The organism is Leeuwenhoekiella sp. A2, from assembly GCF_047946655.1.
Lineage (GTDB): Bacteria > Bacteroidota > Bacteroidia > Flavobacteriales > Flavobacteriaceae > Leeuwenhoekiella.
Genome location: NZ_CP172311.1, coordinates 859,692 through 874,624 on the forward strand (window position 1 = coordinate 859,692; position 14,933 = coordinate 874,624).

The 14,933-nt window shown below is 37.5% G+C and carries 10 protein-coding genes; 8 read left to right on the forward strand and 2 right to left on the reverse strand.

Annotation, left to right across the window (positions count from 1 at the left end):
* Positions 1-8: 8 nt before the first annotated feature.
* Positions 9-485, reverse strand: coding sequence for a 30S ribosomal protein S7 (gene rpsG / locus ACH3PA_RS03870; RefSeq protein ID WP_416440169.1), 477 nt, complete (start codon positions 483-485; stop codon positions 9-11).
* Between the two features lie 25 nt (positions 486-510).
* Positions 511-885, reverse strand: a complete 375-nt coding sequence (gene rpsL, locus ACH3PA_RS03875) for a 30S ribosomal protein S12 (RefSeq protein ID WP_009779177.1) — start codon at positions 883-885, stop codon at positions 511-513.
* 184 nt (positions 886-1,069) lie between these two features.
* Between rpsL and ACH3PA_RS03880 the strand changes: the two genes are divergently transcribed.
* The 8 genes from ACH3PA_RS03880 (at position 1,070) to ACH3PA_RS03915 (ending at position 14,852) form a co-directional block, all read left to right on the forward strand.
* Positions 1,070-2,749 carry a hypothetical protein gene (locus tag ACH3PA_RS03880; protein WP_416440167.1) on the forward strand — a complete coding sequence of 560 codons (1,680 nt, stop codon included), beginning with the start codon at positions 1,070-1,072 and terminating at the stop codon, positions 2,747-2,749.
* A gap of 121 nt (positions 2,750-2,870) precedes the next feature.
* Entirely contained in the window at positions 2,871-5,924 is a 3,054-nt protein-coding gene (locus ACH3PA_RS03885; RefSeq protein WP_416440165.1) for a SusC/RagA family TonB-linked outer membrane protein, read from the forward strand.
* Between the two features lie 4 nt (positions 5,925-5,928).
* Entirely contained in the window at positions 5,929-7,302 is a 1,374-nt protein-coding gene (locus ACH3PA_RS03890) for a RagB/SusD family nutrient uptake outer membrane protein (RefSeq protein ID WP_416440163.1), read from the forward strand.
* Positions 7,303-7,517: 215 nt separating this feature from the next.
* Positions 7,518-10,730, forward strand: coding sequence for a SusC/RagA family TonB-linked outer membrane protein (locus ACH3PA_RS03895; protein WP_416440161.1), 3,213 nt, complete (start codon positions 7,518-7,520; stop codon positions 10,728-10,730).
* Positions 10,731-10,751: 21 nt separating this feature from the next.
* Entirely contained in the window at positions 10,752-12,389 is a 1,638-nt protein-coding gene (locus tag ACH3PA_RS03900) for a SusD/RagB family nutrient-binding outer membrane lipoprotein (RefSeq protein ID WP_416440159.1), read from the forward strand.
* A 15-nt stretch (positions 12,390-12,404) separates the two neighbouring features.
* Positions 12,405-13,268 carry a hypothetical protein gene (locus ACH3PA_RS03905; RefSeq protein ID WP_416440157.1) on the forward strand — a complete coding sequence of 288 codons (864 nt, stop codon included), beginning with the start codon at positions 12,405-12,407 and terminating at the stop codon, positions 13,266-13,268.
* A gap of 74 nt (positions 13,269-13,342) precedes the next feature.
* Positions 13,343-14,095, forward strand: coding sequence for a hypothetical protein (locus ACH3PA_RS03910; RefSeq protein ID WP_416440155.1), 753 nt, complete (start codon positions 13,343-13,345; stop codon positions 14,093-14,095).
* Positions 14,079-14,852, forward strand: coding sequence for a hypothetical protein (locus tag ACH3PA_RS03915; RefSeq protein ID WP_416440153.1), 774 nt, complete (start codon positions 14,079-14,081; stop codon positions 14,850-14,852). The genes ACH3PA_RS03910 and ACH3PA_RS03915 overlap by 17 nt, the downstream gene beginning before the upstream one ends.
* The last annotated feature ends 81 nt before the right edge of the window (positions 14,853-14,933 follow it).

Here is a 14,933-nt window from a genome sequence, read left to right on the forward strand (position 1 = left end):
TTTATTTTCTAGAATCTAAAGTGAGAGAATGCTTTATTTGCTTCTGCCATTTTATGTGTATCAACGCGCTTCTTAACAGCAGCACCTTCTTCTTTAGCAGCAGCTAAAACCTCAGCAGCTAATTTAGAAGCCATTGATTTCTCATTACGCTTACGCGAATAGCTAATTAACCACTTCATCGCAGTCGAAATCTTGCGATCTGGGCGTATTTGCATAGGAATCTGAAATGTAGCACCACCTACTCTACGACTACGCACTTCTACGTGAGGCATAACGTTTGAAAGCGCATCTTTCCAGATCTCTAATGATGTTTTCTCATCATTGTTCTTTTTCTCCTCCACAATATCCATTGCATCATAGAAGATTTTAAAAGCCACCGACTTCTTACCGTCCCACATCATCATGTTAACGAAACGAGTTACTAACTGATCGTTAAAGCGCGGATCTGGTAAAAGTGGTCTTTTTTTGGCCTGTCTTTTTCTCATTACTTCTCTTTAAAAGTTTTCTTAATTACTTTTTAGGGCGTTTTGCTCCGTATTTAGATCTACGTTGTAGTCTTCCTTGCACACCTGCGGTATCCAAAGCTCCACGAACGATATGGTATCTAACACCAGGCAAATCCTTCACCCTTCCACCTCTAACCAATACTATCGAGTGCTCTTGTAAATTGTGACCCTCACCACCTATGTATGCGTTCACTTCCTTACCATTAGTTAACCTCACACGAGCTACTTTACGCATAGCTGAGTTAGGTTTCTTAGGTGTAGTAGTGTACACACGGGTACAAACCCCGCGGCGTTGTGGGCACGAATCTAAAGCAGCCGATTTACTCTTCTTGGTTATTTTGGCTCTTCCTTTTCGTACTAATTGTGAAATTGTTGGCATAATTTCTTTTACCTAATTATAGTTTAAATATAACAACCCCTGTTCTAAGGGCTGGCAAAGGTATAAATAAATTCCACTTAATCAAACCTTAATTGATTAATTTTCAAAGGGATTTGTACAATCTTTTTTCTAGTGTACATTTATTCACTTAAAAAATCGTTATTTATTGCATAAAAACCTGCTTTTGAAGCCCATTTTTCAGATTTTAGCTATTGCTTTCTTTTGCCTGACCGCTACCCTGCCCGTTATGGGTCAGAATCTGCAGCTCAATATTATAAACGCGAAAAGTCAAAAAGATTCTATAATTAGGAATGAAAAATTTACCGAAATTTCTGCTCTTCAAAAAGCTCTAACGCAATACAAAGATTCATTAAAGCAAGCGGGTTACTTTGACATTAAATTTGGTGAGCTTAAAGCGAAAAATGATACTATCTACAATGTAACAGCCGATTTTGGCCCTCAAAATGCCGATATTCATATTAATTTCACCGATTCTTATTTAACGAAATATCTCAAACAGATAGAGTTAGCCTATAATGATAACTCCTTCACAATTTCTGCAAAAGACGTTGAAAGTATTTTTTATCAATTCACAAAGTTAGAGGCACAAAATGGTCACCCGCTTACTTCGTTTCAGCTAAAGAATATTACCCGCCAAAACAATCACTTAATTGCAGACCTGGTTGTAAATCGTGAAAAAGAGCGCACTCTGGATAACGTAGTTATAAGAGGATATGAAAAATTTCCAAATTCGTATTTAGAGAATTATGCTCATATAAAAAAGGGAGAAGTATATTATGAAGAAAAAATAATATCTAAAACTGAACTTCTCAATAATCTGCCATTCATAAATCAGGCACGCAGTGCAGAAGTACTTTTTACTAAAGACAGCACTTCTCTTTATTTATACCTAGATAAGGCCGGAGCAAATAATTTTGATGGTCTTCTTGGTTTTCGCTCAGATGAAGAAACTGGAAAATTACGACTGGATGGTTATCTTAACCTTCAACTTATTAATAATTTGAATTACGGTGAACGCCTGGATCTTCAATTTAAAAGTGACGGGAATGATCAGCAAGCTTTAAATATTAATCTGGAGCTACCTTTTCTATTTCGATCTCCCATAGGCGCAGATTTTAATTTAAATCTTTTCAGAAAAGATACTACCTACTCTAACACACGACAGCAACTTTCCCTGTTTTATCAACTAAACTACAAAATGCGATTTACTGCAGGTGCACTTTTTGAAACCTCAGACGACCTAACTAATCAGGAAATTTCAAATACAGATATAGGGGATTATAAAAAAACTTTCATAAGTGGAGGTCTTTCAATATTACAGCCATCTGTTATTAAGTTTCTGCCTACTCTTTATCAATTTAAACTAAATGCCGGTATTGGTAATAGAAATACAGATAGCGAGAAAAGTGAACAACTGCTCATTGAAGCTTTAAGTGAATACACATTTTCAATAAACAAAAAATTTAAAATTTATACGGGAAACACTACCAAATCCCTTTCTTCTGACACCTATTTCACAAATGAATTATTCAGATTTGGCGGTATTAATAGTATAAGAGGTTTTAAAGAAAATAGTATTAATGCAAATTTTTACACTGCCTTTCGTACAGAATTTGCCTTCCTGCCTAATCCATCACTGTACTTACATACAATCTTTGATGTGGCATATTTTGAAAATAAGAATTTACAGCAGGAAGATCTAATATACAGTTTAGGTCTGGGTACTGGTCTTTCTACAGGTGCAGGAATTTTAAATATCAACCTCGCAAACGGAATACAAAAAAATAATTCTTTTAAATTTTCAAACACAATTCTTCACGTCAGCATTCTTTCTTCATTTTAACACTTTTTAACAGGATACTACAACGTTATATTGTTAAAATATTAAACATCAATCAATTACTCGTTGATTATTTGATTTTTAATGCACATTTTTATGATGGCTAATTTCAAATAAATCATAAATGAAAAAACTACTCTCCAAAATGCTAATACTATTTCTGGTATTGGCAGTGCAAACTGTATTTGCACAAACAAAAACAATCACGGGAACCGTGACAGACGATAATGGAATGCCCCTGCCGGGTGTTAATATTGTCGTTAAAAATTCATCCCAAGGGACGCAAACAGATTTTGATGGCAACTTTTCTATTGCCGCATCAGAAGGCGATATTTTAACTTTTAGTTACATAGGCTTTGCCCCACAGGAGGTGACTGTAGGCATTGGTAATCGCATGGACGTCGAGATGGCTGCTGGCGAGGCGCTTGAAGAAATAGTCGTTCTGGGCTATTCATCAACTCGCAAAACAGAACTTACAGGCTCCACCGTTCAAGTGGAATCTGAACAGATAGAGCAAGTTCCCGTAGCTAGTGTTGATCAGGTGCTGCAAGGTAAGGTTGCTGGTCTGGTATTTAATAATAATTCAGGTACCCCGGGATCTGCTTCAGATATCAGGATAAGGGGTATTAGCTCAATAACTGCTGGTAATGAACCATTATATGTAATTGATGGTGTGCCTGTGGTCAATAGCGACGTTTCTGTAGCGGCATCAGGATCCTCTCTTTCACCCCTTTCTAGTATTAATAGCAATAACATCGCCAGTATAACTGTACTAAAAGATGCCTCTGCAACAGCCGCGTATGGGGCACGGGGATCTAATGGTGTAATTGTAATTACAACTAAAAGCGGTACCGCAGGCAAGACTACTTTTAATTTTAGCTCTTCTTTTGGTTTTTCAAATGACGCCACTCACGGCCCTGATGTATTAACAGGAGCAGAAAGAGAAATGCTTTTTTATGAAGCTATTTACAATACATATGGCGAAAGCAACGGTTTTACTGAAGCTGGGGCACGAGATTTCTATGAAGCTAATCCTACTACATTCGGCACAGACTATGTTACATGGAACGCGGCAGGGCGCCCAGAGGCCAATTGGGAAGATTATATTACAAACGATGATGCTCCGGTATATGAATACAATCTCTCTGCAAGCGGCGGTGGCGACACTTATAATTTCTTTACATCTATAGGATATTTTAAACAGGAAGCAACAGTAATAGGATCTGATTTTGACAGGATTTCTGGATCTTTAAATTTTACTAAGAATCTTACCGAGAAACTGAGATTTAACACCTTAAATCAAGCCTCATACTCCTATCAGGACGGTTTGCTTGAGACAAGTGCATATTTCTCATCTCCCAGAACGGTAAAATACTTTATGCCCCCTATTGATCAACCTTACACGGCAGATGGAGAACTTAATACAGATATTTCTCTACCTAATCCTATTTACATATCTCAAAACGATATTGATGATAGCAAACTCACCAGAATTATTACAAACAACTCTCTAGATTGGGAAACTCCTATAACAGGCTTGACAGCTACGAGTAGAATAAGCATAGATCTTCAGGTTTACAACTACAAGCGCTATAGAAACAGAATTGAGGGAGACGGAGCCGGAAGCGATGGTTCTGGACAGGTAGCTAATACTAACAGAGCAAATTATGTGTTTCAGAATTCATTGAATTACACATGGAATATAAATGATGAACAATCTATCGATTTTACTGCATTGCAGGAATATCAAAAAAACAGATTTAATTATTTACAAGCTACTGCTGACGCGTTCTCTGATGATGGGCTTACTAATTTAAATTCTGCAGGTAACCCAACCTCAGCAAATTCTTATTATAATGATTGGTCTGTAGCCTCATACTTAGGCTTGGTACATTATAGCGGTTTTAATGGTAAATATATAATTGATGGTACCTACAGACGCGAAGGTAATTCTCGGTTTGGGCAGGACAATCGATGGGGTGATTTTGGTTCAGTAGGTGTTGCCTGGAATATTTTTAAAGAAGATTTTGTAAAAGACATAGGATTTGTTAATAATCTTAAGATAAGAGGTTCTTACGGAGTTACAGGTAATGCTAATATTGATTTGAACCAGTATCAGGCATTATTAAATTATGATTCAGACTATGCGGGGGAGGGAGCTTCTTACCCGGGAACATTTGGCAACAGTGATTTGTCTTGGGAGACTTCACATACTCTGGATGTTGGGATCGAGTTTGGCATTTTACAAAACAGAATTTCAGGAAGTGTGGCATACTACCGCAGAGAATCAAAAGATCTTTTGCTTGATGTTCCTCTTTCTCTAACAACAGGTTTTGATGAGCAGACAAGGAATATTGGTAGTATGGAAAATAAGGGATTTGAATTTGAATTAAATACTAATATAATTCAATCAGAAGATTTTAATCTTTCCATAGGAGGTAATCTGGCTACAAATAAAAATGAGGTTCTTGAACTTGCGACCGATGCAAATGGCAACGAAATAAATATCACTACACAAACTCAACGTGTGGAAACTGGCCATCCGGTTTATGGCTGGTATATGCCAACATGGGCAGGAGTTGATCCTGAAAACGGTGATGAGTTATACTATACAGAAGGCGAAGGTAGTGCTACAACAAATAATTTTAATGATGCTGAAAGTGAATGGCAAGGAGGAAGCGCAATACCAAAAATCACCGCTGGCCTTAATTTTCACGTAGATTATATCGGCTTCTTTTTAGATGCTAATGCTTATTATTCTGGCGGCAGTAAAGTATATGAAGAATGGCATCGTTATACGAATGCTATAGACTTGTATTCTTTACTTTATTATCAAGGGGTAGACGCAATTCTCGACAGATGGCAGGAGCCCGGCGATGTAACTCGTTTTGGCCGAGTTCAGGCAACAACTTTTCCATGGCAAAGACATTCTAAATTTTTATATGACGGGGATTTTATGAGAATTAAGAATATAACATTTGGTTACAATTTTAAAGGAGAATTAATTGAAACAATAGGACTAACCTCAGCGCGAGTATTCTTAAGAGGAACAAACATGTTTACATGGGTTAAAGATGACAATCTAAAATATGATCCAGAGACAGCCGCTGATGGTTTTACAAGGCTTACAACACCTCCTGTAAAATCTTTAATTTTTGGTATAAATCTTAAATTCTAAGAAAATGAAAAATATACATTTTAAATATAAAATTTTTGCTCTTCTGTTTGCAATGACCATAGGAGCATGCACAACAGAAGATCTTGATCCCTCTACAGAACAGAATAAGCCCGTTGAAGGCGGAATTACATCAGTGACTAATGTATATGGCCTTCTTAAAGGTGCATATAGCGGGATGACGGGTTCAGGTTATTATGGCAGGGACTATATTATAAATAATGAGGTGCGTACAGACAACGCCTTCTCAAATGGTAACTCAGGAAGATTTACCACAGAAGCTTCGTTTTCATACAATGCCAATACAGGTTTTTTCTGGGATGACGCTTATCGGGTAATTGCGAGTGCCAATATTATCATAAGCCAGGATGAAACAGGTTTGACAGGAGATCTTGATTATTTGACTCATATGAAAGGTGAAGCATACGCTATAAGAGCACTTGTACATTTTGATCTTCTTAAACAATATGGGCAGATGCATACTGGCGGCACTTTAGGCGTACCCTATGTAACTGAATTTAAAGGAGAAGATCTCTTCCCAGCCAGAAATACAATTGATGAAGATATGGCTATGATATTTGCAGACCTAGACACGGCATTCAGTCTCATGGACGAGAATTTTTACGATAGTAGTAAAGAGTTTATGTCTAAGTATACTGCCAAGGCTATAGAGTCTCGAGTAGCTACTTATTTTAGCATGTGGTCAAGAGCAATTAGTGCTTCTGAAGCAGTGATCAATTCTGGAGATTACTCTATAATCCCAGCCAGTAATTTTGTTAGCTCTTTTAGCTCAGACTCCTCAGCTAACTCCATATTCGAGCTTGCTTTTAACAGTACAGATAACCAGGGAATAAATGGATTAGCATACATATATCGAACTACAAGTGGTGGAAGCTACGGTGATGTACAGGTCATTGATAACGTAATTGATCTATACGAAGATGGTGATGTAAGAGCAGATATATTAGGTTATGAGGGAGATATGCTTAGAAATATAGGAAAGTATCCAGATAACCAGGGTTATGACAACGTAGGCGTATTAAGATATGAGGAAGTGATTTTAAACTACGCCGAAGCACTTTTTGAAACGGGTAATACAGCAGCAGCCATAGTGCAGATCAATACGATTACATCAAACAGAAATGCTTCATCATATACAACCCTAACCAAAGATGATTTACTTCTCGAAAGAAGAAAAGAATTCATATTTGAAGGCATGAGATATGATGACCTCTTGAGAACAGGAATGGATATTACGAAATTTTCAACACAGCAAAATTTTACGAGTACAATACCCTATGGAGATCACAGATTAGCCTGGCCCATTCCACAGGCAGAGGTAGATGCTAATTCAAATATTACCCAAAACGACGGTTATTAATCCATTTTTCAGATAATTAACTAGATATGGCTGCTCCAAAAGGGCAGCCATTTTTAATAAATAGAGATTAAATTGATAATTATTCATCAAATTAAGAATTTTTAACACTACTATATCGTTATATTAACAATAATTAAAAATATAATGAATAAATTATTGGTCATTTAACTTTTTATCTTGATTTTTGACGTGGCTAATTCAAATAAATCAAGAACATGAAAACAAAGTTTAGTGGAATGCTGACGCTTTTTCTTGCGTTGGTAGTGCAACTCTCGTATGCACAAACAAAAACAATTACCGGTACGGTAAGTGACGACAGTGGAGTACCTCTCCCGGGAGTGAACATTGTCGTCGAAGGATCCTCAACAGGTACACAAAGTGACTTTAATGGAAATTATTCCATTCAAGCTACTATTGGTGATGTCCTGACATTTAGTTACGTGGGTTTTGCCCCTCAACAAATTATTGTAGGCCCGGCAGATCGAATAGATGTAGCAATGGCTGCAGGAGAAGCTCTGGAAGAAGTGGTTGTAACTGCACAGGGAATCCGTAAAGAAAAACAAGCATTAGGATATGCGGTTTCTGAAGTTGACAATGAGCAACTGGAACAGCGTGCTGAAGGCGACGTAGGTCGTATTCTTTCTGGTAAAGCCTCTGGTGTGAATATTACCGCCCAAAGTGGTTTATCTGGATCAGGGACAAACATTGTAATACGCGGATTGAGTAGCTTTAGCGGCAGTAATCAACCATTATTCATAGTTGATGGCGTCCCTTTTGCCAGTGACACTAACAGTCAGGGAGATTTTGTAGATGGTAACAATGGCTCAAGTAGATTTCTTGATCTTGACCCTAATAACATTGCAAGTGTAAATGTTCTTAAAGGTTTAGCAGCAGCTACACTATATGGTACAGCTGGTAGAAACGGGGTTATCCTTATCACTACCAAAAACGGTGCAGCTGGAAATGCTATGAAAAAGAGCGAAATTACTGTAAGTAGTTCCGTTTTTTTTAATGAGATAGCCTCTCTTCCCGACTATACAAACAAATACGGCAACGGTTTTGACCAGGCCTTTGGGTGGTTTTTCAGTAACTGGGGCCCTTCATTTGAAGAAGAAGGCGTAGCAGGTTGGGGCGGTCAGGCTGCCATAGATGAAAATGGAACTGTTGCTCATCCTTACTCAACATCAACCTCGTCAGTTCAAGCTGCATTCCCTGAATTTCAAGGAGTGCGTTATGACTGGAAGCCTTACAACAGTGTTGAAAAATTCTTTCGCACAGGCGTAGTAAAAACTAATTCTGTAAACTTCTCAGGATCTTCAGATAACGGCAAAGTATCGTATAATGCAAACTTTGGCCATTTAGATGATGAAGGTTTTACACCTGGTAACAACCTGCGTCGATACACATTAGGTATGGGAGGAAAAGCTATTCTTTCTAACAAATTCTCCTTTTCAGGTACAATGAACTATGCAAAAACAGATTTTAAATCTCCACCTGTAGCAGCAAGTACTGGTAACAGTGTTTTTGGCGAAGGTTCATCAATTTTTGCCAACCTTTTCTATACACCCAGAAGTGTAGATATCCAAAGCCTGCCTTATGAAAGTCCCGTAGACCACTCTAGTGTTTACTATCGCCAGGGAAATGACATTCAGCACCCATTGTGGACGGTGGCAAATGCGCAGACCAGTCAGGTAACAAATCGGGTTTTTGGGAATGCATCATTTACTTACGATATAAATGATAATCTAAATCTTACGTATCGTTTTGGTCTTGATGTGTATAGTGAGAACAATACTAACTCTCAAAATAAAGGTGGTGTAGGCGGAAGCGTTGCCACACAAAGTGGTATTTATGAAACCTGGAATAATACTAACACGATCAATGATCATAATATTATCCTTACGGGTCAATATGAATTATCTGAGTTAATTGGTTTTAGCTTTAATACCGGGGCAACAACAAGACGTGAAGTATTTGATCAAAATGGCGTTTCGAGTTCGGGCCAACAGGTTTTTGGTGTATTGAGACATTACAACTTTCAATTACAAGATGAGATCCAGAGATATCAGGAACGTAACATAGCCGGTATGTATGGGCAGTTAGATTTGGATTATGATCGTATGGTTTATTTAACACTGGCAGGAAGAAATGACTGGGTTTCTAACTTAGCCTCAGACAACAGATCAATATTTTATCCTAGCGCAAGTGTTTCCTTAATTCCGACAAGAATATTTGAAGGTCTTAAAAGCCAGGGCGGTATCAACTACTTAAAATTAAGAGGTGGTTACGGTACATCTGCTAACTTCCCAACTGGATACCCTGTAGCAGCAACTTTAAGTTTGAACACTCAAGCTTTTCAAGACGGTTCTGGAACTGATGTAGTAACAAATACAAGCGCAGATCGCTTAGGAAACCCCAATCTTCAGCCCGAACTTCTTACTGAAATTGAGGTTGGTGTCGAATCTCGCTTATTAAATAACAGACTTTCGCTTGATGCTTCATACTACACAAGAACAACAAAAGACTTAATTGTAGATCGCCCTCTTGATCCATCAACTGGATACACCCTTACCAAAACCAATGTGGGAGAAATTAAAGCACATGGTTTTGAAGTTGATTTAGGTCTTGACATTTTTACTGCGGACAGTAAAGACGATTTTAACTGGAACATCAATGCAAACTGGACGACTAATGAATCTGAGGTTACAGATCTTGGTCTTGACACCGATATTGTTGTATATGCCGGTTTTAGCGACTTAGGTAATGCTGCTGTAGTTGGTGAACCTTTAGGAATAATCGTAGGTAGCCGTATTCAGCGTGATGAAAATGACAATTATGTAGTAAACGGTGCCGGTGATTATGTGGTAGAAGCAGGCACTTACAAAATAGGTGATCCTAATCCAGACTGGCAGCTAAACGTAGGTAACAGCATTAGCTATAAAAATTTCAGCTTTAATTTCTTAGTAAATTATACACAAGGTGGAGATATTTATACAAGAACTGTTTCTTCGTTATTAGGACGAGGATTAACAACTGATACAGATGATCGCCTAAACAGTTATATTCTACCCGGAGTACAGGCTGACGGCACACCTAATACTGTACAAATTAACAACTCGGCATTTTACTTCAATAATGTGGTATTTGGTCCTGATGAATTAGGAGTTTATGATGCAACTGTTATTAGACTGCAAGAAATATCATTAGGATATTCTGTTCCTACTCGATTATTAGACAGAACACCATTTGGCTCATTTAGCATTACTTTATCTGGCTATAACATGTGGTATGATGCAGTTAATATGCCAGACGGAACCAACTTTGACCCTAATGTGGCAGGTGTGGGTGTAGGTAATGGTAGAGGTTTTGACTACCTGAACGGACCAAGCTCTAAGAGATATGGCTTCAGTATAAAAGCTACATTTTAATTAAAAAAAAACAAATTGATCATGAAAAAAATATTTACATATTTTTCTATCGCTTTGATAGGAGCACTATTTTTTAATTCGTGCGAAACAAGCGAATTGAATCTTAGTGACGATCCTAATAATTTGACACCCGCTCAGGCTGATCCTGATTTTTACTTAAATGCGGTACAGATAAACTTTGCAAGACTTGTCGAGTCATTAGGAGAAACAGGCGCCGAAGTAACAAGAATTGAAAACATGGGTAGTCGTAACTATCAGAATGCGTACTCACCCTCTGGGTTTGATACAAACTGGCAACGCGCCTATCAGGGAATTTTAAAGAACATTGCAGACATGAATGTTCTTGCAGAAGAAGCTGGCCTTACTAAACATATTGCAATAGGTCAGTTTATCGAAGCTTATACGATTACTCTAATGGTAGACTACTTTGGCGATGTGCCTTATTCAGAAGCTCTTAATGCGGAAGAAAACTTAAACCCTGCTGTAGATAGCGGTGCAGATGTGTATGCCGCTGCTTTGAGTTTATTAGATAAGGCTATAGTAAATTTTAATGCTGAAGCGTTGACAGATCCCCAGTATGATTTTTATTACGACTATGATTATGACAACTGGATAAAAGCATGTAATACGCTAAAGCTTAAATTAGATATTACTACAGGAAACATTCCGGCTTTTAACAGCATAATTGCTTCAGGAAATTACATTGATGAAGTAGCAGAAGATTTCCAATTTACCTGGGGATCTAATCAGGTTCAGCCAGACACCAGACACCCTAACTATGCAGACAATTATGAGAATACCGGGGCTAATGATTATCAATCAGTATGGTTAATGGATATGATGGATACATCAAACGATCCTAGAATTCGTTATTATTTTTATCGTCAAAGCGAAACGGTACCTGGTTCTGATGGCACAGACCCCAATGAAGAAACACTAGACTGTTCTTTGCAAGCACCCCCGGCGCAATATGTTGCAGGTGGTTATGCATTCTGCACTCTTCCTAATGGCTACTGGGGCAGAAACCATGGTAATAACTCTGGTATACCACCAGATGGTTTGTTAAAAACTGCTCCGGGTGTATATCCTGTTGCAGGAAAATTTGATGACGATTCATTTGATGAAATTGCATTAGGAGCCGGTGGTGGTGGGTCAGGAATTACACCTATTATTTTATCTTCATGGGTAGCCTTCTGGCAAGCTGAAGCAGCAATGCTTACTAGTCCTGCTGCAGGATTGCCATTTATCCTTGATGGTACAGAAAAATCTATTTCAAAAGTTATGACATTTGGAAGTGTTGATCCAGATGCAGATCTTACTTTCGAACCAACTGAAGATGATGTTACGGCATTCATGGATGCTCTTGAAGCATCTTTTACCGCAGCTGGAAGCGAAGAAAAGTGGAATATAATGGCGAAGCAGTTCTTTACAGCTCTTAAAGGGAACGGTATTGACGCATACAATTTCTACAGAAGAGAAGGATACCCTACAGATATTGAGCCAAACCTTGAGCCAAATCCCGGAGCATTTATAAGATCGTTCTTATATCCGGCAAATTTTGCAAACACTAACTCTTCTGTACAACAGAAAGCATCTGTAACTCAACAAGTATTCTGGGATGATAATCCGGCTTCACCGGGATTTCCAGTAGGAAACTAATAAAAAAGATAAACAATGAAAAAAATAGCAATAATAATAGCAATATTATCTGCCGGCATTTATTCATCGTGTTCAAGTGATGATAAGGTGGTAGATAATGTTCTTGATACAGTTACAAGAGGCGCTGTCTTACGTACAGTAAGCTTAAATAGCAGCAACTTCAATGCTTTTGATCCAGAGTCCATATTCTCGGTTACTTTAGAAGAACAAGATGTTGAAGATGGAGGTTTAATGTCTAGTGTTGATGTCTTAGTATCTTTTACAGATAATCAGGATGATCCTGTAGACATAAGTGTAGAAGAGCAATTACTACTTACACTTCAACCTTCAGATTTTACCACAGGACCAAATGGTTTACCCAGAATTACTTTTGAAACAAGTCTTTCTGCTGCCGCTGCGGCTGTAGGTCTTTCACCAGGAGAGTATAGCGGTGGTGATACCTTTACATATCGTTTGGTTTTAAATCTTACTGACGGAAGGTCTTTTACTAATACTGATGCTAGCGGTACTATTTCAGGAGGATCTTTTTTCACTTCTCCATATTCATATCTCGTAGGTGTTAACTGCACACCTACTTCACCTATTGCAGGTGATTATAGCGTCACAATTGAAGATAGTTATGGTGATGGATGGAATGGCGCTTCTATTACAGTAGAAATTGATGGTGTAACTACTGACTATACTCTAGATGACGGCGCTTCTGGTTCATTTGATTTCACAGTTCCTGAAGGCACTTCAACTTTCTCTATGACTTTTAATTCTGGAGATTGGGATTCTGAAGTAACATTTCAAATATTTGCACCTAATGGTAAAATAGCCGCAGATGCAGGACCGAGTCCGGAAATAGGTGAAATAGCATTAAGCATATGCCCCGATTAATGATCATTTTTAGCCAATTTTTATATTAAATAAGGAGGTTATCCCACATGGGTAACCTCCTTTTGTTTTTAATTATGAAAAGAAATATCTTAAAATATAGTCTTGCCTTAATCCTGGTATTATTTACACATGAATATTATGCGCAAATTTCTGGGCTGAATCCAGGCGTATCTGGCGGTAATCCGTTATTCTCAAGAAATTCAGACGGTAACTTAAGTAAGATAATTAGAGAGGCTGGCAAATCTAGAGTTCTTTATGATGGTGAAACTGTGGGCTCCCCCTATCCTATTGAAAATTTTATTCCTGCACAGATTTACTACAGCGATGAATACGTAGGCACACATCTAATCCGTTACAATGCATGGCGCGGTCAGATGGAAATTAAAGAAACTAATGACCCTGATGAAGTTTATAAAATTTTTCTTGTCGATAAAAATATACATTTAGTATACAATGGGCATTTATTAAAATTCAGGACATTTATTGATGATAAAGGTTCAACGATTAATGCCTATCTCACTACACTTATTGACAATCAAAAATATACTTTGTACAGGCGATTAGCAGTGAAGTTTTCAGAAGGAAAAGCCGCTGTCAATTCTATGGTAAATCCCATACCCAGCAGATTTACTCATTTTACAGATTACTACTTCTCGAGACCCGGTGAACCTATAATCCTATATGTAAACCAGCGAAGACAAAAATTTATTGACCAATTTCCAGAAAACCTCCAAAAAGAGGTCAAAACCTTCCTCAAAGAGGCAAAAATCGATCTGAAATCAGAAAAAGACTTAATTAATACATTTAACTATGTCAACACTTTGTAGAAAATTTAGGCTTTACGCATTTACCTTATGTGCACTCACCGGTAATTTTATATATGCACAAGTTGATGCTCAAGCCCCCCAGATAGGAATGGTAGAGAGCGATCCATATGCTAATTATTTTCAAAGAAGAACTCCTGCAATGGACTTTCTACTTAGCCAAATTCAAAATCCTGGTGATGAAATTAAATATGACATAGGCCAAATACAAGGTTCTCCATATGAAAACGCAAGCTTTACAAAGGGTGACCTACTTTACAAAGGCAAACTCCTAAAAAGTCTCTTCTACAGATACAATTCTTACTCAGATGAAATAGAAATAAAGGAAACTCTTTTACCAGAAGAAGAGTACAAAGCCCTAATAAAAGATTTTGACTTAACTCTTGTAAGTGACAAGGCGATATATACACTCAGAACTTTCAAAAAAGACAAAAAAGAAGCGACTGGTTATTTTAAACTAATAGAAGGTGGAACATATTCCGTCTTCACACATACTTACACGAAATACAAAGAAGGTAAGCCAGCAGCAAATTCTATGGTAAACCCTATACCAAGCAGATTCACAACCTACATTGATTATTTTTTAAGTGGCCCCTCAATTAAGCTAACTTACATAGAGAAAAAAAAAGACATACCTAAGACTTTTTCAAATGAGAAACAGAAAATCATTAAAAATTTAATTAAAGACAATAATCTCAACTTTAAAAATGAATCTGATTTTATATCCTTGGTCAAATTACTAAACTCACAAAAATTATAAAATACATCTTCCGTTTATTGAAAATGAGCGAAAATTTTCAGTTAAGTTTTATGCATTATTTTTAATTTACTTCCAATTAAT